Raw genomic sequence first — 22,538 nt, 5'->3', positions numbered from 1 at the left:
TCAGTTGTCGCCCGACCAACGGTCGGGCGCTACCTTTGATTCGATTGTCGCCCGGCCAACGGTCGGGCGCTATCTTTGATTCGATTGTCGCCCGGCCAACGGTCGGGCGCTACATCTACCATGGTACCCGACCGTTGGTCGGGTTCTACATCACGGTAGGGCCCGACCGTTGGTCGGGCCGCCTTGCAGCATTACAGGGTGCGCGGCACTTCGATACGCTCGAAGCACTCGATCTGGTCACCCGGCTTGACGTCGTTGTAGGCCTTCACCGCGATACCGCATTCGGTACCGTTGCGGACTTCCTCGACGTTCTCCTTGAAGCGACGCAGCGATTCCAGCTCGCCCTCGAAGATCACCACGCTGTCGCGCAGCACGCGGATCGGCTTGTTGCGCTTGACCACGCCCTCGATGACCATCGAGCCGGCAACAGCGCCCAGCTTGGAGCTGCGGAAGACGTCGCGGACCTCGGCGATACCGATGATCTCTTCGCGGATCTCCACGCCCAGCAGGCCGGAGGCCACCTGCTTCACCTGATCGATCACGTCATAGATGATCGAGAAGTAACGCAGGTCCACGCCGTTGGATTCGATGATGCGACGGGCCGAAGCATCCGCACGCACGTTGAAGCCGATGACGGTGGCCTTCGAAGCGGCCGCCGAGTTGGCGTCCGACTCGGTGATGCCGCCCACGCCGGAGTGGATCACGTTGATGCGGATGTCGTCGTTGGACAGCGCGACCAGTGCCTGGCTCAGGGCCTGCACCGAACCCTGCACGTCGGCCTTGATGACCAGGTTGAGGACCTGCTGGCCCTCGCCCTTGCCCAGGGTCGCCATGATGTCTTCCATGCGGCTGCCCGCGGTGGCGACCAGGCGCGATTCACGGCGCTTGGTCTCACGCTGCTGGGCAACGTCCTTGGCCAGGCGCTCGTCCTCGACGACCACGAAGTCGTCACCGGCTTCCGGCACGCCGGACAGGCCCAGGACCTGCACCGGGATGGACGGGCCGGCGAACGCCGGCTGCTTGCCGGTTTCGTCGAACAGCGCACGCACGCGGCCGTACTGGATGCCGCACACCAGGTAGTCGCCCTTCTTCAGGCGACCCTGCTGCACCAGCACGGTGGCGACCGGGCCACGGCCCTTGTCCAGCGACGATTCGATCACCACGCCCGAGGCCCGGCCTTCGTCGACCGCCTTCAGTTCCAGCAGTTCGGCCTGGATCGAGATGGCGTCCAGCAGGTCGTCGATGCCCAGGCCGGTCTTGGCCGAGATCTCCACCATCTGGGTGTCACCACCGAAGTCCTCGGCCACGACCTGCTCGGACAGCAGTTCGTTCTTGACCCGCATCGGGTCGGCGTCGGACTTGTCGATCTTGTTGATCGCCACGATCAGCGGCACACCCGCCGAACGGGCGTGCTGGATCGCTTCCTTGGTCTGCGGCATGACGCCGTCATCGGCAGCAACGACCAGCACCACAATGTCGGTCAGCTTGGCGCCGCGCGCACGCATCGAGGTGAACGCCGCGTGGCCCGGGGTATCCAGGAAGCTGATCACGCCCTTGGGCGTATCCACGTGGTAGGCACCGATGTGCTGGGTGATGCCGCCGGCTTCGCCGGTGGCAACCTTGGTGCGGCGGATGTAATCCAGCAGCGAGGTCTTGCCGTGGTCGACGTGGCCCATGATGGTGACCACCGGCGGACGCTGGGTGGCTTCGCCCTGGTTTTCACCGGCCGAGGCCAGCAGCGCGTCTTCGGCGTCGTTGTCGTTGGCACGGATCGCCTTGTGGCCGAGTTCTTCGGTCACCAGCGCGGCGGTGTCATGGTCGATGGACTGGGTGATGGTGGCCATCACGCCCATCTTGAACAGCGCCTTCACCACCTCGCCACCCTTCAGCGCAAGCTTCTGCGCCAGGTCGGCCACGGTAATGGTGTCGCCGATCGCCACTTCACGCACCACCGGTGCGGTCGGACGTTCGAACGCGTGCGGGCCGGCGTTGTTGCCACCACGCGACATGTCGCGACGGCCACCGGCCTGGTTGCGGCCGCCCGGACGACCACGGGTGTTGCTGTTGTTGCTGTTGCCACGACGCGCACGATCGGCCGCAGACAGGTGCATCTGGCCGGCGAAACGATCACCCGGGCCACGCTCGTTGCGCGGCGCGCTGCGGTTGTTGCGGTCGTCGTTGCGCGGCGGCGGCGCACTGCGCGGCGCAGCCGGGGCTGTCGCCGGGGCGCGCGGCGGGCGCGGCGCGGTTTCGTCGATCGGAGCACGCTTGGGCTTGCTGGCAGCCAGCGTCTCGGCCGCCTTGGCGGCAGCCGCAGCTTCCTCGGCGGCCTTCTTCTCGGCCTCGGCGCGTTCCTTGGCGGCGGCCTCTTCCTCGCGGGCACGGACGATGGCTTCGTCGCGCAGACGATCCTTTTCGGCCAGCGCCTGCTGTTCGGCGAGGTTGCGCGCACGCGACTCTTCCAGCTTGCGCAGGATGTCGGCGCGCTCTTCGTCCGGCGTCATGGCGCGAGCACCATCCTTGACGTAGGTACGCTTCTGGCGCACCTCGACATTCACGGTCGTCTTGCTGCGACCGGAACTGACCGTCACTTCCTGCTGTTTCCGGCGGTTGAGCGTGATCTTCTTTGCAGACTGATCCGTCTCTTCCGGGGCCTGCTCGGGCTTGCCGTGCGAACGACGAAGGAAGCCCAGGAGCTTCACCTTCTCGGTACTGGTCACGACCTGGTCGGGACCGCTGAACTTCATGCCGGCACCGGCCAGCTGTTCCAGCAGTTTTTCGACCGGCGTGTTGACCAGTTCGGCAAGCTTGCGGATGGTGGTTTGCTGCGACATTCGGATCCTATGATCTTGTGGGCGCCCCCCCGCATCTGGAGGTGGCGCGGATTCTACGCCCTGAGCGGCTCAGGGCCCTGTTCATTGCCGGCTCATTCGCCGCGTTCCAGTCGGGCGATCTCCTCGGCACGCGCGGCCAGGATCAGCGCCGCAGCGCGCTCCTGGTCCAGCCCTTCAATGCCGAAGTCCATGACCTCGTCGGCGGCCAGGTCGGACAGGTCCTCGCTGGTACGCACGCCGTGGCCGGCCAGCGCATACGCGGTGGCTTCGTCCATGCCCTTCAGGGACAGCAGGTCCTGCGCCGGCTGGCCGTCTTCAAGGCCTTCCTCGACTGCCAGGGCCTCATTGAGCAGCGCATCGCGGGCACGAGCGCGCAGCTCTTCGACGATGTCTTCGTCGAAACCTTCCACGGCCAGCAGTTCGCCGACCGGGACATATGCGATTTCCTCGACGGTGCCGAAGCCTTCGCTGACCAGGATGCCGGCGATCTCTTCGTCCACTTCCAGCTTGTCCATGAACAGCTGGCGTGCGGCGGCCTGCTCGGCCTCCGACTTGGCGGTGACCTGGTCCTGGGTCATCACGTTGAGCTGCCAGCCGGTCAGGCGGCTGGCCAGGCGCACGTTCTGGCCGCCCTTGCCGATCGCCTGGGCGAGACGGTCTTCGGCAACGGCCAGGTCCATCGAGTGCTTGTCTTCATCGACGATGATCGACTGGACTTCGGCCGGCGCCATCGCATTGATGACGAAGTTGGCCGGATTGTCGTTCCACAGCACGATGTCCACGCGCTCGCCGTTGAGCTCGTTGGACACGGCCTGCACGCGCGAACCGCGCATGCCGATGCAGGCACCGATTGGATCGGTGCGCTGGTCGTGGGCCAGCACGGCGATCTTGGCGCGATCGCCCGGATCGCGCGCACAGGCCTTGATTTCCACCAGGCCCTGGCCGACTTCCGGCACTTCCAGCTTGAACAGCTCGATCATGAATTCCGGGGCGGCGCGGCTGATGAACAGCTGCGGACCACGCGGTTCCGAACGGACCTCGGCCAGGTAGCCGCGCACGCGGTCACCGGCGCGCAGCACGTCGCGCGGGATGCCCTTGTCCTTCGGAATGAAGCCTTCGGCGTTGCCACCGAGGTCGACATAGATGTTGCCGCGCTCGGCGCGCTTGACCACGCCGGTGATCAACTCACCGACACGATCCTTCCACGCGTCCACGACCTGCTGGCGCTCGGCTTCGCGCACGCGCTGGACGATGACCTGCTTGGCGGCCTGGGCAGCAATGCGGCCGAAGTCCGGGTTCTCGATCTGTTCTTCGATGTAGTCGCCGACCTCGACGCCTTCGGCTTCGTCGACGGCATCCATCAGGCGGATCTGGCGGTCGGGCGACTCCATGACCACATCATCGGCCACCACTTCCCAGCGGCGGAAGGTTTCGTAGCTGCCATCCTTGTGGTCGATGACCACGCGGGTCAGCACTTCCTCGTCGGGATAGCGCTTCTTCGCTGCCGAGGCCAGAGCGGCCTCGATGGCATCGAAGATCACTTCACGCGGCACGCCCTTCTCGTTGGCGACTGCGTCGACTACCAGCAACAGTTCCTTGCTCATTGGCTCACTCCGCGCGCGGCTTCTTTGCCGCCGGCTCGTTGGAAGAAGAATTCGTGTTCGGCTTCGGACGCTTCGGTGCCGGACCGGTCGGCTTGCTCGGGGCCAGCCCCAGCGCCACCCAGTCGGGCATGATCCGTGCCTTGTCGATGTTGTCGGCCGACACCACCACTTCGGCCTTGTCGACGATGAAGGTGATGGTGCCCGCAGCCTCGTCGGTCGCCTCGATACGCCCCTGCAGGCGACGACGGTTGTCCTGCGGCAGCTTCAGCGTGACCTTGGCCGATTCACCCTGGTGGCGAGCGAACTGCTCCAGGTTGAACAACGGGCGATCCACGCCCGGCGAGGACACTTCCAGCGTGTAATTGCCGCTGATCGGGTCTTCGACGTCCAGCTGCGCCGACACTTCGCGGCTGACCCGCTCACAGTCGTCGACATTGATGGTGCGCTCGGGCTGTTCAGCCAGTGGCACGTCGATGTAAAGGCGCAGGGTCGCACCGCCGGGGGCCGGCAGATACTCAACGCCCAGCAGCTCCAGGCCCAGCGACACAACGGTCGGGGCGAGCAGATTCGCGATGTCGGTTGCCTTGTCGCTCACAGCCTGCCTTGATCTCTTGGTTGGGTGCCGGCCTTGGCCAGCGTGAAAACATGACGCCCCGGAAACGACAAAGGGCCCGCTGGGCCCCTTTTCCGGAAAGACTCCGGTGACTGGATTCCGGTTGCAACCTGCATTGCCTGCCGGTCGCGGCCCTCCTTCCGGATCCGGACTCCCGCTGGGAGGCCGCCTTCAGGGGTACTGCTAGGCCGCTGATGATAGCGGCTGCACCGCGCTGGTGCAAGGTGCGGGCGTGGGGGCAGCCCCTTTTCCGCACCGGCAGTTCGGGCATGGCTCGACTCTACAGAAACGGGCCAGCCCAAAGAAAAACGCCTTCGAAGGAGGACTTCGAAGGCGATCTCTTTACTTGGTAGCGGGGGCAGGATTTGAACCTGCGACCTTCGGGTTATGAGCCCGACGAGCTGCCAGACTGCTCCACCCCGCATCAGGAGCGGAATTATGAGCGATTGCTTCGAAACATGCAAGCTTTCCCTCATTCATCAAATCGGTTGGCGCCGATCCGACGTTGGTAGCGGGGGCAGGATTTGAACCTGCGACCTTCGGGTTATGAGCCCGACGAGCTGCCAGACTGCTCCACCCCGCACCGGAAGTGTTTGAACTGCTGCCGCGCTCTTTCGAGGACGGCTACCGCAACGATGTTCTGGCTGAACCGCTGCAGTGACAACTCAGGCTGCGCATATTACACGAATCGCGCAGCTTTGTGTCAATTTTTATGCAAGATGCGCAAATGCCTGCTGGCACCAGACCATGATCGGGTTCCAGGCAAGGCCCAGCGCCAGCAGTGCCAGCGCGTTCACGCCCAGCACCAGGCCCAGCACGCGGTCGTTGCTGCGCGGCATGGCCTCGCCCACCGGCTCATCGAAGTACATGACCTTGATGACGCGCAGGTAGTAGAAGCAGCCCACCACGGCGCACAGCACGCCAAGGATGGCCAGCCACAGCAGGCCGCCGTTGACGGCCGCGCCCAGCACCGCCAGCTTGGTCCAGAACCCCAGGAACGGCGGGATGCCGGCCAGCGACGCCATGATGCACAGCACCAGGCCGGCCATCCACGGATTGCGGGCGTTGAGCCCCTTGAAGTCCTCGATGTTCTCGGCTTCGAAACCTGCGCGCGACAGGGCGATGATCGCACCGAAGGCAGCGGTCGACATGATGGCGTAGGCCAGTGCGTAGAACAGCGCGGCGGCATAGCCCTGCGCGCCGCCACCGGCGATGCCCATCAGCAGGAAGCCGATGTGCGAGACGGTGGAGAACGCCAGCATTCGCTTGAGGTTGCTCTGCGCGATGGCCATCAGGTTGCCGATGACCAGCGAGACTGCGGCCAGGCCGGCAATGAGCAGCTGCAGCTCGGTCGACAGCGGCCCCACGCCCATTTCCAGCAGGCGGTAGGCCATGCCGAAGGCCGCCAGCTTCGGCGCCGAGCTGATGAACAGCGCGATCGGTGCCGGGGCACCCTGGTAGACGTCCGGCAGCCACATGTGGAACGGCGCGGCGCCCAGCTTGAAGGCGACGCCGGCGATCATGAACACCGCACCGGTGATCAGCAGCACGCGCTCTTCCGAGTGCGGGATGGCATCGCGGATGACGTCCAGGTGCAGGCTGCCGGTGGCGCCGTAGATCAGCGACATGCCGTACAGCAGCAGGCCCGAGGCCAGCGAGCCCAGCACGATGTACTTCATCGCCGCTTCCGAGGCCAGGCCGTTTTCACGGTTGCTGGCGACCAGGGCGTAGGAGCACAGCGCCAGCAGCTCCAGGCCCAGGTAGACCATCAGCAGGCTGCCGGCCGAGACCAGGATCATCATGCCGGCGGTACCGAACAGGATCAGCACCGGGATCTCGCCCTGGAACAGGTTGCGGTCACGCAGGTAGCGCCAGCCGTAGATCAGGGTCAGGCCGCTGAGCAGCACGATCCCGGTCTTCATCACGTCCGCGGCGGTATCGCGCACGAACATGCCATGGAAGACCTCCCCCTGCCCGCCCACGCCGGTGGCCAGCATGAACAGCACCACGGCCAGCGCAGCGAGCGCGAACAGGTGGGTGACGATCTTGTTCCGGTTGCTGACGAACAGGTCGAGGATCATCAGGGCGAAGGCGCTGCCGATCAGCACCAGCTCGGGAGCGAGCGGTGGCAGGTCAGCGGCGGTCAATGGCAGCAGCGGCGAGGTGGTCATCATCAAATCCTGGAATTACAGCAGCTTGCTGGATGCGATCTGCATCGCCAGCTTCGCGATCGAGGGCTCCATCAGGTCGGTCAGCGGCTTGGGGTAGATGCCCAGGGCCAGCACGCCGATGGCGAACACGCCCAGCACCAGCCATTCGCGGCCGTTGATGTCCTTCAGTTCGGCCACATGGCTGTTGGCCACTTCGCCGAAGAAGATGCGCTTGTACAGCCACAGGGTGTAGGCGGCGCCGATGATCAGGGTGGTGGCCGCGCCCAGGGCGATCCACGGATTACGCTGGAAGGCCGAGAGGATGACCATGAACTCGCCGACGAAACCGCTGGTACCCGGCAGGCCAGCATTGGCCATGAAGAACAGCATGGCGAAGGTGGCGAACCACGGCATCACGTTGACCACGCCGCCGTAATCGGCGATGCGGCGGCTGTGCATGCGGTCGTACAGCACGCCGACGCAGGAGAACATGGCGCCGGACACGAAGCCGTGCGAGATCATCTGCACCATGGCGCCCTGCAGGCCCAGGCGGGCGGCATCGGCGTTGCCGGCTTCACGCACCAGCCACAGGGCGATGAAGGTGCCGAGGGTGACAAAGCCCATGTGCGCGATCGACGAGTAGGCGATCAGCTTCTTCATGTCGTCCTGCACCAGGGCGACCAGGCCGACATAGATCACTGCGATCAGCGACAACGCGATCACCAGCCAGGCCCATTCCTGCGACGCGTCCGGAACGATCGGCAGGTTGAAGCGCAGGAAGCCGTAGCCACCGATCTTCAGGGCGATCGCGGCCAGGATCACCGAACCGGCGGTCGGCGCTTCCACGTGGGCATCCGGCAGCCAGGTGTGGACCGGGAACATCGGCACCTTGACCGCGAAGGCGATCAGGAAGGCGAAGAAGATCCAGGTCTGTTCCTTGGCCGACAGCGGCAGTGCGTACAGGTCGGCCAGCTGGAAGCTTCCGCCCTTCATGTACAGGTAGATCAGCGCCACCAGCATCAGCACCGAGCCGAGGAAGGTGTACAGGAAGAACTTCAGCGCGGCGTAGATGCGGCGCGGGCCGCCCCAGACACCGATGATCAGGAACATCGGGATCAGCATCGCTTCGAAGAACACGTAGAACAGCATCGCGTCCGTCGCAGCAAAGATGCCCACGGTGACGCCTTCCAGGATAAGGAAGGCCGCCACGTACTGGTTCACGCGCTTGTCGATGGCGCTCCAGGCGCCGATCAGGGCAAGCACGCTGACCAGGGTGGTCAGCAGGATCAGCGCCACGGCAATGCCGTCCACGCCCAGGTTGTAGCCGATCTTGTACGCCGGGATCCAGGCGTGGGTCTCGACGAACTGCAGACCGTCGACGCCCGCGTTGTAGCCGCTCAGCAGCGAGAGGCTCGCCACGAACGTCAGCACCGCTACGCCCAGCGACGCCCAGCGGGCGGTCTGCGCATCACGGATCGCAAGAATCAGGGCACCACCGATGATCGGCAGCCAGATGAGGACACTGAGTAGAGGCCAGTTCGACACGTCTTCTTATTCCGTACAGGTCATCAACGCAGGTAATGCATCAGCACGCCCAGCAGGGCAATCAGGCCGATGATCATCGCGAAGGCGTAGTGATAGAGGAAACCGGATTGGGTACGACGCAGCACGCCGGCTGCGACGTCCACAACACGTGCCGAGAGATTGACCACGCCGTCGACGATGTTGCTGTCGATCCAGCGCGAGACCTTGCCCAGCTTGACGCTGCCACCGGCAAAGCCATCGATCCACAGCTTGTCGAAGCCGTACTTGTTTTCCAGCACCGAAACCAGCGGAGCGAAGGTCTTGCGGGCCTTGCCCGACAGGTCCGGCTTCCACAGGTAGAACAGTGCGGCCAGCAGGAAGCCCGCAACGGTCAGCACGAACGCCGGCGCCATCATGCCGTGCAGCGCGAACGCGACCGGGCCATGGAACTCCTCGCCCAGGAAGCCGATGGTGTTCTTGGCCGGATCGTAGAAGTCGACGATGCCAGTGAAGAAGGTATGCGCCTGTCCCTTGATGGCGTCATGCGCGTGGTGGCCGGCCCAGTCGGTGCCATACAGCATCGGACCGATGCTGAAGAAGCCGATGGCGATCGAAGGGATGGCCAGCAGGATCAGCGGCAGGGTCACCACCCACGGGGTTTCGTGCGGCTCATGAGGACCGTGGCCATGGCCGTGGTCGTCGTGATGCGCATCGCCGTGGTGGGCGTCGGCGGCATGGTGCTCGTCATGGCCATGGCCATGCGCGTGGTCATCATGCGTGTCGCGGAATCGTTCCTTGCCATGGAAGGTCAGGAACAGCAGGCGGAAGCTGTAGAAGCTGGTGACGATCACGCCGCCCAGTACGGCCCAGTAGCCGTAGGTGGCCACCCAGTTGTTGGACAGGTGCGCGTGCAGCTCGGCCGCCTCGATGATGGTGTCCTTCGAGTAGAAGCCGGAGAAGAACGGCGTACCCACCAGCGCCAGGGTACCGATCCACATGGTGATGAAGGTGATCGGCATGTACTTGCGCAGGCCGCCCATCTTGCGCATGTCCTGCTCGTGGTGCATCGCGATGATGACCGAGCCGGCGCCCAGGAACAGCAGGGCCTTGAAGAAGGCGTGGGTCATCAGGTGGAACACGGCGGCCGAATAGGCCGACACGCCCAGTGCAACCGTCATGTAGCCCAGCTGGGACAGCGTGGAATACGCGACGACGCGCTTGATGTCGTTCTGCACGATGCCGATCAGGCCGGTGAAGAACGCGGTGGTGGCACCGATGAACAGCACGAAGTTCAGCGCGGTCTGCGACAGCTCGAACAGCGGTGACATGCGGGTGACCATGAAGATACCGGCTGTCACCATCGTCGCGGCGTGGATCAGTGCCGAGATCGGGGTCGGGCCTTCCATCGAGTCCGGCAGCCACACATGCAGCGGGACCTGGGCCGACTTGCCCATGGCACCAATGAACAGGCAGATGCAGATGACGGTGGCGATCGACCAGATCACCGGCTCGTTCAGCAGCTGCATGCCCAGGATGGTGCCGTCCCAGATCTGCAGCTGGGCGCGCGGGTCAGCCAGCATGCCGGCCTGCGAGAACACCTGCGAGTAGTCCAGGGTGCCGAACACCCACAGCACGCCGGCGATGCCCAGCAGGAAGCCGAAGTCACCGACGCGGTTGACCAGGAACGCCTTCATGTTGGCGAAGATCGCGGTCGGGCGCTTGAACCAGAAGCCGATCAGCAGGTACGACACCAGGCCCACCGCTTCCCAGCCGAAGAACAGCTGCAGGAAATTGTTGCTCATCACCAGGGTGAGCATCGAGAAGGTGAACAGCGAGATGTAGCTGAAGAACCGCTGGTAGCCCGGGTCGTCCTGCATGTAGCCGATCGTGTAGATGTGGACCAGCAGCGACACGAAGGTCACCACCACCATCATCATCGCGGTCAGCTTGTCGACCATGAAGCCGACGTGCGCCGAATACTGGCCGACTTCAAAGAACGTGTAGATGTTCTGGTTGAACGGCTGCGCGCCGCCCCACATCAACTGGTAGAACGTGTACATCGACAGGCCGCAGGCCACCGCGACGCCGAGGATGGTGATGGTCTGCGCGCCGAAGCGCTTGACCTGGCGACCGAACAGGCCGGCGATGATGCTGCCGAACAGCGGTGCGAGCACCACTGCGATCAACAGACTCTTGGAGAGAGTGATTTCCATCTGTGGATCAGCCCTTCAACGAATCGACTTCGCCGACATTGATCGTGCGGCGGGTACGGAACAGGGTCACCAGGATCGCCAGGCCGATGGCGGCTTCCGCGGCGGCGACGGTCAGGATGAAGAACACGAACAGCTGGCCGGACGGATCGCCCAGCTGGCGCGAGAAGCCGACGAAGTTGATGTTCACCGACAGCAGCATCAGTTCGATCGACATCAGCAGGACGATGACGTTCTTCCGGTTGAGGAAGATGCCGGCCAGGCTGATGGCGAACAGCACCGCGCCAAGCGCAAGGATGTGGCCAAGGGTAATCACGGCTGGGTCTCCTCGCCGGTGGCCGGCTTGCTGTTGCTGTGCACGACCGGGGCCTCGGCACCCATCTTGACCATGCGCAGACGCTGGCCGGCCTTGACCATGGTCTGCTCACCCGGGTTCTGGCTCTTGACGCCGGTGCGGCGACGCAGGGTCAGCATCACGGCAGCAACCACGGCCACGGTCAGGATGACGGCGGCGAACTCGAACGGAAGCAGGTACTCGGTGAACAACGTGCGCGCCAGCCAAGTGATGTTGGACGTGTCGGCGGCGACCGCAGCGGCGTTGTCGGCCGGGAACGGCGTGGCCGAACGCGCCTTGACGCCGATCAGGATCAGCATCTGCACCAGCATCGCGACGGCGACGATGAGGCCGACCGGCAGGTAGCGCACCCAGCCCTCACGCAGCTTGGTGGGGTCGATGTCCAGCATCATCACCACGAACAGGAACAGCACCATCACCGCGCCGACGTAGACCAGCACCAGCGCCACACCGAGGAACTCGGCGCCCACCAGCAGCCACACGCAGGCAATGGAGAAGAAGGTCAGCACCAGGCAGAGCACGGCGTGAACCGGGTTGCGCACGCTGATCACCGCACCGGCCGAAACCGTTGCCGCGATGGCGAACACCCAGAAAGCGATATTTACCCAATCCATCTCTCGACCTCAGCGGTAAGCGGCATCGGCGGCACGACGCTCGGCGATCTCGTTTTCGAGACGGTCGCCCAGGGCCAGCAGCTGCGGCTTGGTAACGATGTTTTCGCCACGATTCTCGAAGTGGTACTCGAGGATGTGGGTTTCGACGATCGAGTCCACCGGGCAGCTTTCCTCGCAGAAGCCGCAGAAGATGCACTTGAACAGGTCGATGTCGTAGCGCGTGGTGCGGCGGGTTCCGTCCTCGCGCTTGGCCGAGTCGATGGTGATGGCCAGCGCCGGGCACACCGCTTCGCACAGCTTGCAGGCAATGCAGCGCTCTTCGCCGTTGGGGTAACGGCGCAGCGCGTGCAGGCCACGGAAGCGCGGCGACTGCGGGAACTTCTCCATCGGGTACATCATCGTGTACTTCGGCTTGAAGCTGTACTTCAGCGTCAGCCAGAGGCCCGCCAGCAGTTCGAGCAGCAGCAGGCTCTTGAAGTAATGGGTAATCCTGTTCATCACTTTAGACGCCCTTTTGAATCACGCCGAAGAACACCATGACGGCGGTAACCGCGATCCACAGAATGGCCAGCGGGATGAAGACCTTCCAGCCCAGGCGCATGATCTGGTCGTAGCGGAAGCGCGGGAAGCTGGCACGGAACCAGATGTAGGCACTGGCGAAGAAGAACACCTTGACGAACAGCCACGGCGCGCCGCCCTTCCAGACCCAGTCGACCAGCGGCGAGACATCGCCGAAGTTGACCCAGCCCTGGACCGGGCTCAGCCAGCCGCCGAGGAAGAAGATCGAGATCAGGAAGCTGATCAGGATCATGTTCGCGTATTCGGCCAGGAAGAACAGGGCGAACGCGCCGCCGGAGTACTCGACCATGTGGCCGGCGACGATTTCCGATTCGCCTTCCACCACGTCGAACGGCGCGCGGTTGGTTTCAGCCACGCCCGACACCCAGTAGATGACGAACAGCGGGAACAAAGGCAGCAGGAACCAGTCGAAGAAGCCGGAACTGCCGGCCTGCGCCATCACGATGTTGCTCAGGTTCAGGCTGCCCGAGGCGATCATCACGCCGACCAGGGCAAAGCCCATGGCGATTTCGTAGCTGATCATCTGTGCCGAGGCGCGCATCGCACCCAGGAACGCGTACTTCGAGTTGGACGCCCAGCCGGCCAGGATGATGCCGTAGATGCCCAGCGAGGTCATCGCCAGCAGGTACAGCAGGCCGGCGTTGGCGTTGGACAGCACGATCTGCGAATCGAAGGGGACCACCGACCAGGCCGCGAAGGCCGGGGCCAGGGTGATCAGCGGGGCCAGCAGGTAGATCGCCTTGTTGGCGCTGCTCGGCTGGACCACTTCCTTGAACAGCAGCTTGAAGACGTCGGCGAAGGCCTGGAAGATGCCCATGCCCACATACATCGGGCCGTGGCGGACGTGCATCCAGCCGATCAGCTTGCGTTCCCAGACCACGTAGAAGGCCACCGAGATGATCACCGGAACGGCGATCACCAGGATCTTCAGGATGATCCAGATCAGCGCGCCGATGTCACCGAGGCCCAGCAGCCACTGGTGCAGCGGGTCGACCGCGTTCAACAGCAATTCGTTCATGCAGCCACCACCGATACGCGAGCGGCACCCAGCGGCGCGGTCGCGCCGTGGCCCGATTCAATCCAGACCGAACCCGCTGCGACGCGGGCGTCGACCACCACCGGCAGGGTGGCCTTGCCGGCATCGGTGCCGACCTTGGCCATCTGCCCTTCCTGCAGCTGCAGGCGAGCGGCATCTTCAGCGTTCAGCACGATGCGCGGGGCGTTGTTGAGCGGATGCGACTGCAGCGCCGGCGCGCGACGGACCACCGCATCGGTGCGGTAGATCGCGGCGGTCGAAGCCACTTCCAGGCCTTCACCGGCAACCGCCGGCTGTGCCGAAGCGGCAATACTGACCGACACAGGGGCCAGGCTGGCACGCAGTCCGGCCAGGTCGGTGAAGTCGAAACCGGCCAGCGCCATGTCGCCGCCCAGGGCGCGCAGCACGCGCCAGCCTTCACGGGCCTCGCCCGGCAGCTTGCCGCCGGCACGGGCCGACTGCTCGCGACCGTCGAGGTTGGTAAGGGTGGCATCGATTTCCGGCAGCGCACCGATCGGCAGGATCACGTCTGCAACGTCGCGGGTCGAGGCGCAGGCGAAGTGGCTGAACGCCACCACCTGGGCACCCACCAGCGCCTTGCGCGCGGCCGGTGCATCGGCGAAGTCCAGGCCCGGCTCCAGCCCGTACACCACGTAGGCCTGGCGCGGCTGCGCCAGCATCGCGGCGACGTCCTTGCCGGCCGGCAGCACGCCGGCGCGGGTCAGGCCCACGGCGTTGGCGCCCTGCGGGATGCGGCACAGCTTGGCACCGGTCGCTGCGGCGAAGTCACGCGCCGCGGCGCGGATCGCGGCAGCCTGCGGGTGATTCTCGGCGATGCCACCGACGATCAGCACGGTGTTGTTGCCGCCCTGCACTGCCGAACGCAGCTCGCTGCTGGCCAGCGCATCGACGAACTTGGACGGTGCGACGATCTGCTTGCCGGCAATGCTGAAGGCAAAGTCGAAGTCCACCGGATTGATGACGTGGATCTTCGCACCCTTGGTGGTCTGCGCCTTGCGCAGGCGGGCGTGCAGCAGCGGCAGTTCGTGGCGGATGTTGCTGCCCAGGACGACGATGCGGTCGGCGCCTTCGATCTCGGCCAGCGGCAGGCCGAACACTTCGGCGGTTGCGGCGTCGGAGAAATCGCGGTTGTTGATGCGGTGGTCGATGTTGCCCGAGCCCAGGCCCTTGGCCAGGCGGGCCAGCAGCGCACCCTCCTCGTTCGAGGTCGACGGATGCACCAGCACGCCCAGGTTGTCGCCCTGGTTCGCCTTGAGGATCTCGGCGGCTGCGGCCAGGCCTTCGGCCCAGCTCACTTCCTTCCACTCGCCATTGACCTTGCGCAGCGGCTTGACCGCGCGGTCTTCGCTGTACAGGCCCTGGTGCGAGTAGCGGTCGCGGTCGGACAGCCAGCACTCGTTCACCGCTTCGTTGTCGCGCGGCACGGTGCGCAGCACTTCGCCGCGACGCACGTGCAGGAACAGGTTCGAACCCATCGCGTCGTGGTAGCCCAGCGACTCGCGCGCGGTCAGCTCCCACGGGCGGGCGCGGAACTGGAACACCTTGTTGGTAAGCGCGCCGACCGGGCAGACGTCGACGACGTTGCCCGACAGCTCGGTGGTCAGCGGCTTGCCGTCGAAGGTGCCGATCTGCAGGTTCTCACCGCGGTACATGCCACCCAGTTCGTAGGTACCGGCAACGTCGGCGGTGAAGCGGACGCAGCGGGTGCACTGGATGCAACGGGTCATCTCGGTGGCCACCAGCGGCCCCATGTCCTCGTCCGGCACCACGCGCTTGCGCTCGTTGAAACGGCTGACCGAACGGCCATAGCCCAGCGATACGTCCTGCAGCTCGCACTCGCCGCCCTGATCGCAGATCGGGCAGTCCAGCGGATGGTTGATGAGCAGGAACTCCATCACCGAGCGCTGGAACTTCAGTGCCTTCTCACTGCGGGTGGCGACCTTCATGCCGTCCATCACCGGGGTAGCGCAGGCCGGCGCCGGCTTCGGCGACTTCTCCACGTCCACCAGGCACATGCGGCAGTTGGCGGCGATCGGCAGCTTCTCGTGGTAGCAGAAGCGCGGAATCGGAATGCCGGCCTTGTCGGCCGCCTGGATGATCATCGAACCCTTGGGCACGACCAGCGACTTGCCATCGATCTCGATGGTCACGTGGTCTGGTGGCACGTTCGGGTTTACGGGTTGCGCGCTCATGCGGCGGCTGCCTCCACCTTCTTACCGTCAACCATCGAATGACCGTTGACGATGTAGTACTCGAATTCGTCCCAGAACTGGCGCAGGAAGCCCTGGATGGGCCATGCAGCCGCTTCACCGAACGCACAGATGGTGTGGCCTTCGATCTGGCCGGCCACCGCCTTCAGCTGGTGCAGGTCTTCCATCGTGGCCTTGCCGGCGACGATGCGCTCCAGCACGCGGTGCATCCAGCCGGTACCTTCACGGCACGGCGTGCACTGGCCGCACGATTCCTTGTGGAAGAACTGGCTGATGCGGCAGGCGAACTTGACGCAGCAGACGCTGTCGTCGAGCACCACGATGGCCCCCGAACCCAGGCCGGAGCCCAGCGCACGGATGGTGTCGTAGTCCATCGGCAGGCCCTTCAGCTCGGCCGCGGTCAGCACCGGCATCGACACGCCGCCCGGAATCGCGCCCTTGAGCTTGCGGCCCGGACGCAGGCCACCGGCCATTTCCAGCAGGTCGTCGAAGGTGGTGCCCAGCGGTACTTCAAAGTTGCCGCCGTTCTGCACGCAGCCGGACACCGAGAAGCACTTCGGGCCGCCGTTGGCGGTCAGGCTCAGGCCCTTGAACCACTCCGGGCCGTTGCGGATGATCGCCGGCACCGAACCGTAGGTTTCGGTGTTGTTGATCGTCGACGGCTTGCCGTAGAGGCCGAAGTTTGCCGGGAACGGCGGCTTGTAGCGCGGCTGGCCCTTCTTGCCTTCCAGCGATTCCATCAGCGCGGTTTCTTCACCGCAGATGTAGGCGCCGGCGCCCAGCGCACCGTAGATGTCGATGTCCACGCCGCTGCCGAGGATGTTCTTGCCCAGCCAGCCGTTCGCATAGGCGTCGGCCAGGGCCTGCTCGAAGTGCTCGAACGGCTCGTGGTGGAATTCACCGCGCAGGTAGTTGTAGCCCACGGTCGAACCAGTGGCGTAGCAGGCGATCGCCATGCCCTCCACCACCGAGTGCGGGTTGTAGCGCAGGATGTCGCGGTCCTTGCAGGTGCCCGGCTCGGATTCGTCCGAGTTGCAGAGGATGTACTTCTGCATGTTGCCCTTGGGCATGAAGGACCACTTCAGGCCGGTCGGGAAGCCTGCGCCACCGCGGCCGCGCAGGCCCGAGGCCTTGACCATCTCGATGACCTGCTCCGGCGGGATCTTCTCTTCGAGGATCTTGCGCAGGGCGGCGTAACCACCGGTCTTCAGGTAGCTTTCGTACGACCACGGGGTGTCGTAATGCAGGGTGGTGTAGACCACCTGGTGCGGCAGCGGCGCGGGGCCGACCGGACCCTTGGATTCGTGGTGATGTGCCATGCCCTTACTCCAGCCCGTCCAGCAGCTCGTCGACCTTTTCCAGGGTCAGACGCTCATGGTAGTGACCGTTGATGACCATCATCGGTGCGCCGCCGCAGCCGGCCAGGCACTCTTCCTCGCGCTTGAGGTAGACGCGGCCATCCGGGGTCGATTCACCGTGCTTGATGCCCAGTTTCTTCTCGCAGTGGCGCACGATGTCTTCGGCGCCATTGAGCCAGCAGCTGATGTTGGTGCAGATGGCCACGTTGTTGCGGCCCACCTTCTCGGTCTCGAACATCGAGTAGAAGCTGGCGACCTCGTAGGCCCAGACCGGCGGCAGGTCCAGGTACTTGGCCACGGCGGCGATCAGCTCGTCGGTCAGCCAGCCCTGGTTCTGCTCCTGGGCCGCATGCAGGCCCTGCAGCACGGCAGAGCGCTTGCGATCCGGCGGGAACTTGGACAGCCAGTGATCGATGTGAGCGCGGGTCTTGTCGCTCAGCACCACCATCGGGTCGACGTCGCGCGCCGCCTCGAAATTACCTGTCGCCTTCATCGGCCGACCTCAGCGAAATGCATAACGTGAAATTCCAGAAACTGCGGCGCCGGCTTGCGCCGGCTGCCTGCAGCGGGCGTTGGCGTAGCGGACGGCATTACCGGTCAACCTCGCCGAACACCAGGTCGTAGGTACCGATCATCGCCACCACGTCGGCCAGCATGTGGCCGCGCACGACCGAATCGATCGAGGACAGGTGGGCGAAGCCCGGCGCGCGCAGGTGCACGCGGAACGGCTTGTTGGCGCCATCGGAGACCAGGTAGCAGCCGAACTCGCCCTTCGGGGCCTCCACCGCCGAGTAGGTCTCGCCGGCCGGTACGCAGTAGCCTTCGCTGAACAGCTTGAAGTGGTGGATCAGCGCTTCCATGTCGTCCTTCATGTCCTCGCGCCTGGGCGGAGCGACCTTGAAGTTCTTCACCATCACCGGGCCCGGGTTGGCCTTCAGCCACGCCACGCACTGCTTGATGATGCGGTTGGATTCGCGCATTTCGGCAACGCGGACCAGGTAGCGGTCGTAGCAGTCACCTTCCTTGCCCAGCGGGATGTCGAAATCGACGGCATCGTACTTGGCGTACGGACGCTTCTTGCGCAGGTCCCAGGCAATGCCCGAGCCGCGCAGCATCACGCCGGTCATGCCCCACTGATGGGCCAGCTCGGGAGTGACCACGCCGATGCCGACGGTACGCTGCTTCCAGATACGGTTGTCGGTCAGCAGGGTTTCGTATTCGTCGATGCGCTTGGGGAACTCGACGGTGAAGTTCTCCAGGAAGTCCAGCAGCGAGCCTTCGCGCGAAGCATTGAGCTGCTTCAGCGCCTTGCCCTTGTGCCAGCGCGATTCCTTGTACTTCGGCATGTGGTCCGGCAGGTCGCGGTAGACACCGCCCGGACGGTAGTACGCCGCGTGCATGCGCGCGCCGGAAACCGCTTCGTAGCAGTCCATCAGCTCTTCGCGTTCGCGGAAGGCGTACAGCATCACCGCCATCGCGCCCAGGTCGAGCGCGTTGGAGCCCAGCCACATCAGGTGGTTGAGGATGCGGGTGATTTCATCGTACATGGTGCGGATGTACTGGGCACGCTCCGGCGCCTCGATGCCCATCAGGGTCTCGATCGCGCGCACGTAGGCGTGCTCGTTGCACATCATCGACACGTAATCCAGGCGATCCATGTAGCCGATCGACTGGTTGAACGGCTTGGACTCGGCCAGCTTTTCGGTACCACGGTGCAGCAGACCCACGTGCGGGTCGGCGCGCATGATGGTTTCACCGTCCATTTCCAGGATCAGGCGCAGCACACCGTGAGCGGCCGGATGCTGCGGGCCGAAGTTCATGGTGTAGTTGCGGATTTCCTGCCGGCTTTCGGCGGCGTTGCTGGCGAACGCTTCGCCAGCCTGGTGTACGTGGCTCACTTCACTGCCTCCTGCGCGCGCTCACCTTCTGCGGTCTGCAGACGGGCGTCGTCGCGGATCACGCGCGGCACGCCGACACGCGGCTCCACCGAGGTGACCGGTTCGTAGATCACGCGCTTCTTTTCTTCGTCGTAGCGGACTTCGACATTGCCGATCAGCGGGAAATCCTTGCGGAACGGATGGCCGACGAAACCGTAGTCGGTCAGGATCCGGCGCAGGTCCGGGTGGCCTTCGAAGATCACGCCGTACAGATCGAACGCTTCGCGCTCGAACCAGTTCAGGCCCGGCCAGATGCCGGTCAGCGAGGACACCACCGGCAGCGCTTCGTCAGGGGCGAAGCAGCGCAGGTGCATCATCAGGTTGTGCTGGTACGAACGCAGCTGGGCGACCACGGCGAAGCGCTGGGTCGGCATGTGCTGCGGGCGGGCACCGTCGGCACCGTTTTCCTCGGTGGGGAACTCGCCCCACGCGAAGCGGCCCTGGGCCTTGCCTTCGACGCCACGGCTGAAGCCCTGCGAGGACACATCGGCGGTGTCCCACTCGTCGGAGCCGTAGCCGAGGTAGTCGACGCCGCACAGATCCACGGCCTGCTCGAAACCAAACTCGTCACGCAGCGCCAGGGCGGTGGCGTGCCACTCGGCGGCAGGCACTTCCAGCGTCACTTCGCCGCGGGGTTCGACCACGATGACCTTCGCACCAGCGAAACGTGCGGACAGTCGGTCGATGAAGGATGCTTGCTCTGCCATGGGGGCTTGGCGCGCTCTTGTCAGGTGAAGGGGTCAGCGGGCGATGGTCTGTGTACGCCAGATCTTCTTCTGCAGCTGCAGGATCCCGTACACCAGCGCCTCGGCGGTCGGCGGGCAGCCCGGGACGTAGACGTCCACCGGCACCACGCGATCACAGCCGCGCACCACAGAATAGGAGTAGTGGTAGTAGCCGCCACCGTTGGCGCAGCTACCCATCGAGATGACCCACTTCGGGTCCGGCATCTGGTCGTAGACCTTGCGCAGCGCCGGGGCCATCTTGTTGACCAGGGTGCCGGCCACGATCATCACGTCGGACTGACGCGGCGACGGGCGGAACACCACGCCGTAGCGGTCGAGGTCCAGGCGCGCGGCACCGGCGTGCATCATCTCGACGGCGCAGCAGGCCAGGCCGAAGGTCATCGGCCACATCGAGCCGGTGCGCGCCCAGTTCAGCAGTGCATCGACGCTGGTAGTGACGAAGCCCTTCTCCAGCAGCGGGTTGTCGCCTTCCGGCCGCAGGATGTCATCAACCCGGCCTTCCGGCGTGGGGTTGTTCATGAGGCCATCGAGAGTCTGAATCACTCCCATTCCAGCGCTCCCTTCTTCCAGACGTAAATGAAACCGAGGAACAGCATGCCGACGAACAGGCCCATGGTGATGAGCGAGCGGGCGCCCAGTTCCATGAAGACCTGGGTCCACGGCACGATGAAGATGATTTCCAGGTCGAAGACGATGAACTGGATCGCGATCAGGTAGTAGCGCACATCGAACTTCATGCGCGCGTCTTCGAAGGCCTCGAAGCCGCACTCGTACGGCGAGAGCTTTTCCAGATCGGGGCGGCGGGGACCGAGGAATCGACCAACCAGCATCAGCGTAACGCCGATACCGGTGGCAACGATCAGAAACAGCAGAGACGGCAAATATTCGGCCAGCACAGCGATTCTCTCTTGCCTCTGCCGCCGCGCCTGCAGGCGCTTTGGCATGGGGGAGTGGACGGGAATCTGCCTGGCGCCTTGCGCGCCAGACGAACCCGCTTTACTTACAAATGGTGCCCAAGAGGGGACTCGAACCCCTACGACTTGCGTCGCTACCACCTCAAGGTAGTGCGTCTACCAATTCCGCCACCTGGGCAAACGATCACATCAGACTATCTTCCCGATGCGCCGCGTATTGTAACCGGCTTCAGTGTTTCTGGGAGCCTTCCGAAGGCTTTTCTTCACCAGAAACCGAAGATTCCGCCTGAGCCGGCACATTCGCCGCCGGAACCGGGGCGGCCGGGACCGCATCGGCCTTCGGAACGGCCGGCAGTTCGCCCGCCGGAGCCGCCGGCGCGCTGGCCGCCGGGGCGGACATCAGGCCCAGATCCTGGTCGGCCGCCGGGCGGCTGCCGTGTCCGGCATACCAGGCCATGAAGAGACTGATGCCGAAGAACACCACGGCCAGCCACTTGGTCGACTTGGACAGGAAGTTCGAGGCGCCGCGCGCACCGAACACCGTGCCCGAGGCACCAGCACCAAAGCCCGAACCTGCCGCCGCACCCGAGCCACGCTGCATCAGGATCAGCGCGATCATGGCCACAGCGACCAGCACGTAGACGACATTGAGGATCAACATCAGCATTGGAAACCGCCCTCGGACAATACTTCTAGGATTAGTTCGCGGCCGCCGCCCGTGCGATGGCCAGGAAGTCCGCGGCCACCAGGGAGGCGCCGCCGACCAGCCCACCATCGACATCCGGCTGCGCGAACAGTTCCCCGGCATTGTCGGGCTTCACGCTACCGCCGTAAACAATGGGCAGTGAATCAGCGATTCTAGCATCGATGCGCGCGACTTCGCCACGGATGAACGCGTGCACCTGCTGTGCCTGTTCCTTGCTGGCGGTACGGCCGGTACCGATGGCCCAGACCGGCTCGTAGGCGACCACAGCATTGGCGAAACCTGCCGCGCCGACCAGCTCCAGCACCGGTGCCAGCTGGCTGGCGATGACCGCTTCGGTCTGCCCGGCCTCGCGCTGTTCCAGGGTCTCGCCCACGCACAGCACCGGCACCAGGCCGGCGTGCTGGGCGGCGGCGAACTTGCGTGCGACCAGCTCGCTGCTCTCATGGTGGTACTGGCGGCGCTCGGAATGGCCGACCAGGCCATAGCGGGCCCCAACCTCGACCAGCATGGCCGCGCAGACCTCGCCGGTGTAGGCGCCCTTCTCGTTGCTGCTCACGTCCTGCGCGCCGAAGGCCAGGCCGGTCGCGCCGAAGTCCTCGACCAGCTCCCCCAGGTAGGGCAGCGGCGGCAGGATCACCACGTCCACCCCCTCCAGCGGCAGCCCGGCAGCCACCTGCCCCAGCAGTTCATTGGCGAATTGACGGCTGCCATGCAGCTTCCAGTTTCCGGCGACGATCTTGCGGCGCATGAGCGGGTGGCTCCTGTGTGAAGTCAGCCGGTCATGATACCCGTTACGGCAAAAATCCGTTCCCGTGTAAGCGGTTACATGGATTTTCAGCCAACGGCGCAGCGCCTCGTGGCGGGAGTTTGGTTGGGTTGGTCGCGGAAAGCCCGGTTGGATTGGCGGGCTTGGCCGGGCGGGTGGGGATGACGGGGGTGTCCGCGGCATGGATGCCGCGGCCAAGCCCCCATGGGTGAGGGCGCTTTGCTTGCGAAGCACTGCTTCGCAAGCGCCAGAACGCACAGCCGCTAGCGGCTGGGCCGGCCTGGGGGTTTACGGCGTCCCCCCCCCCCCCCCCCCCCCCCGCCCAACCCCCCCCAACCCACCGGGGGTTACCGACCCCACC

The 22,538-nt window shown here is 64.9% G+C and carries 19 protein-coding genes and 3 tRNA genes; all 22 read right to left on the bottom strand.

The annotated features are described in order from the left end of the window. Nucleotides 1–191: 191 nt before the first annotated feature. On the bottom strand, nucleotides 192–2,834 hold the full coding sequence (infB, locus tag VG543_RS14225; RefSeq protein WP_423179009.1) for a translation initiation factor IF-2: 2,643 nt from the start codon (nucleotides 2,832–2,834) through the stop codon (nucleotides 192–194). A 92-nt stretch (nucleotides 2,835–2,926) separates the two neighbouring features. Further along, nucleotides 2,927–4,438 carry a transcription termination factor NusA gene (nusA, locus tag VG543_RS14220; protein ID WP_019660577.1) on the bottom strand — a complete coding sequence of 504 codons (1,512 nt, stop codon included), beginning with the start codon at nucleotides 4,436–4,438 and terminating at the stop codon, nucleotides 2,927–2,929. Nucleotides 4,439–4,442: 4 nt separating this feature from the next. Next, nucleotides 4,443–5,033: a ribosome maturation factor RimP gene (gene rimP, locus VG543_RS14215; protein ID WP_423179010.1), complete on the bottom strand. Its 591-nt coding sequence runs from the start codon at nucleotides 5,031–5,033 to the stop codon at nucleotides 4,443–4,445. Between the two features lie 365 nt (nucleotides 5,034–5,398). Continuing rightward, nucleotides 5,399–5,475: transfer RNA gene (locus VG543_RS14210), tRNA-Met, on the bottom strand. Nucleotides 5,476–5,557: 82 nt separating this feature from the next. Continuing rightward, nucleotides 5,558–5,634 (bottom strand) — tRNA-Met (locus tag VG543_RS14205). Nucleotides 5,635–5,761: 127 nt separating this feature from the next. Then, nucleotides 5,762–7,222, bottom strand: a complete 1,461-nt coding sequence (gene nuoN, locus VG543_RS14200) for an NADH-quinone oxidoreductase subunit NuoN (protein WP_019660579.1) — start codon at nucleotides 7,220–7,222, stop codon at nucleotides 5,762–5,764. Between the two features lie 15 nt (nucleotides 7,223–7,237). Beyond that, nucleotides 7,238–8,746, bottom strand: coding sequence for an NADH-quinone oxidoreductase subunit M (locus tag VG543_RS14195; RefSeq protein ID WP_019660580.1), 1,509 nt, complete (start codon nucleotides 8,744–8,746; stop codon nucleotides 7,238–7,240). A gap of 23 nt (nucleotides 8,747–8,769) precedes the next feature. Then, nucleotides 8,770–10,938 carry an NADH-quinone oxidoreductase subunit L gene (nuoL, locus tag VG543_RS14190; protein WP_019660581.1) on the bottom strand — a complete coding sequence of 723 codons (2,169 nt, stop codon included), beginning with the start codon at nucleotides 10,936–10,938 and terminating at the stop codon, nucleotides 8,770–8,772. A 7-nt stretch (nucleotides 10,939–10,945) separates the two neighbouring features. Continuing rightward, nucleotides 10,946–11,251: an NADH-quinone oxidoreductase subunit NuoK gene (nuoK, locus tag VG543_RS14185; protein WP_005417921.1), complete on the bottom strand. Its 306-nt coding sequence runs from the start codon at nucleotides 11,249–11,251 to the stop codon at nucleotides 10,946–10,948. After that, a complete protein-coding gene (locus tag VG543_RS14180; RefSeq protein WP_019660582.1) occupies nucleotides 11,248–11,904 on the bottom strand; it encodes an NADH-quinone oxidoreductase subunit J in 657 nt (218 codons plus the stop codon). Before VG543_RS14180 ends, nuoK begins: the two co-directional genes overlap by 4 nt. Before the next feature lie 9 nt (nucleotides 11,905–11,913). Beyond that, a complete protein-coding gene (nuoI, locus tag VG543_RS14175; RefSeq protein WP_005410456.1) occupies nucleotides 11,914–12,402 on the bottom strand; it encodes an NADH-quinone oxidoreductase subunit NuoI in 489 nt (162 codons plus the stop codon). A 4-nt stretch (nucleotides 12,403–12,406) separates the two neighbouring features. Then, nucleotides 12,407–13,501, bottom strand: a complete 1,095-nt coding sequence (gene nuoH, locus VG543_RS14170) for an NADH-quinone oxidoreductase subunit NuoH (protein WP_058982298.1) — start codon at nucleotides 13,499–13,501, stop codon at nucleotides 12,407–12,409. Continuing rightward, complete coding sequence (nuoG, locus tag VG543_RS14165) at nucleotides 13,498–15,732, bottom strand: NADH-quinone oxidoreductase subunit NuoG (protein WP_021202064.1); 2,235 nt, start codon at nucleotides 15,730–15,732, stop codon at nucleotides 13,498–13,500. Before nuoG ends, nuoH begins: the two co-directional genes overlap by 4 nt. Beyond that, complete coding sequence (gene nuoF / locus VG543_RS14160) at nucleotides 15,729–17,069, bottom strand: NADH-quinone oxidoreductase subunit NuoF (RefSeq protein ID WP_005417934.1); 1,341 nt, start codon at nucleotides 17,067–17,069, stop codon at nucleotides 15,729–15,731. The genes nuoG and nuoF overlap by 4 nt, the downstream gene beginning before the upstream one ends. Before the next feature lie 4 nt (nucleotides 17,070–17,073). Further along, nucleotides 17,074–17,601 carry an NADH-quinone oxidoreductase subunit NuoE gene (nuoE, locus tag VG543_RS14155; protein ID WP_014647867.1) on the bottom strand — a complete coding sequence of 176 codons (528 nt, stop codon included), beginning with the start codon at nucleotides 17,599–17,601 and terminating at the stop codon, nucleotides 17,074–17,076. A gap of 97 nt (nucleotides 17,602–17,698) precedes the next feature. After that, complete coding sequence (locus tag VG543_RS14150) at nucleotides 17,699–19,006, bottom strand: NADH-quinone oxidoreductase subunit D (protein ID WP_005417935.1); 1,308 nt, start codon at nucleotides 19,004–19,006, stop codon at nucleotides 17,699–17,701. Next, nucleotides 19,003–19,752, bottom strand: a complete 750-nt coding sequence (locus VG543_RS14145) for an NADH-quinone oxidoreductase subunit C (protein WP_005410462.1) — start codon at nucleotides 19,750–19,752, stop codon at nucleotides 19,003–19,005. The genes VG543_RS14150 and VG543_RS14145 overlap by 4 nt, the downstream gene beginning before the upstream one ends. A gap of 33 nt (nucleotides 19,753–19,785) precedes the next feature. After that, entirely contained in the window at nucleotides 19,786–20,340 is a 555-nt protein-coding gene (locus VG543_RS14140) for a NuoB/complex I 20 kDa subunit family protein (RefSeq protein ID WP_005410463.1), read from the bottom strand. Then, entirely contained in the window at nucleotides 20,331–20,687 is a 357-nt protein-coding gene (locus VG543_RS14135; protein ID WP_010486426.1) for an NADH-quinone oxidoreductase subunit A, read from the bottom strand. The genes VG543_RS14140 and VG543_RS14135 overlap by 10 nt, the downstream gene beginning before the upstream one ends. A gap of 111 nt (nucleotides 20,688–20,798) precedes the next feature. After that, nucleotides 20,799–20,883: transfer RNA gene (locus tag VG543_RS14130), tRNA-Leu, on the bottom strand. A 51-nt stretch (nucleotides 20,884–20,934) separates the two neighbouring features. Continuing rightward, nucleotides 20,935–21,372, bottom strand: a complete 438-nt coding sequence (secG, locus tag VG543_RS14125) for a preprotein translocase subunit SecG (protein WP_019660586.1) — start codon at nucleotides 21,370–21,372, stop codon at nucleotides 20,935–20,937. 31 nt (nucleotides 21,373–21,403) lie between these two features. Then, nucleotides 21,404–22,159: a triose-phosphate isomerase gene (gene tpiA, locus VG543_RS14120; protein WP_019660587.1), complete on the bottom strand. Its 756-nt coding sequence runs from the start codon at nucleotides 22,157–22,159 to the stop codon at nucleotides 21,404–21,406. Between the last annotated feature and the right edge of the window lie 379 nt (nucleotides 22,160–22,538).

The organism is Stenotrophomonas sp. CASM101 (assembly GCF_049384845.1).
In the GTDB taxonomy this organism is placed as follows: domain Bacteria; phylum Pseudomonadota; class Gammaproteobacteria; order Xanthomonadales; family Xanthomonadaceae; genus Stenotrophomonas; species Stenotrophomonas hibiscicola.
The sequence above is the reverse complement of the archived record's forward strand: the minus strand, read 5'-3'. Positions and strand labels throughout refer to the sequence as shown.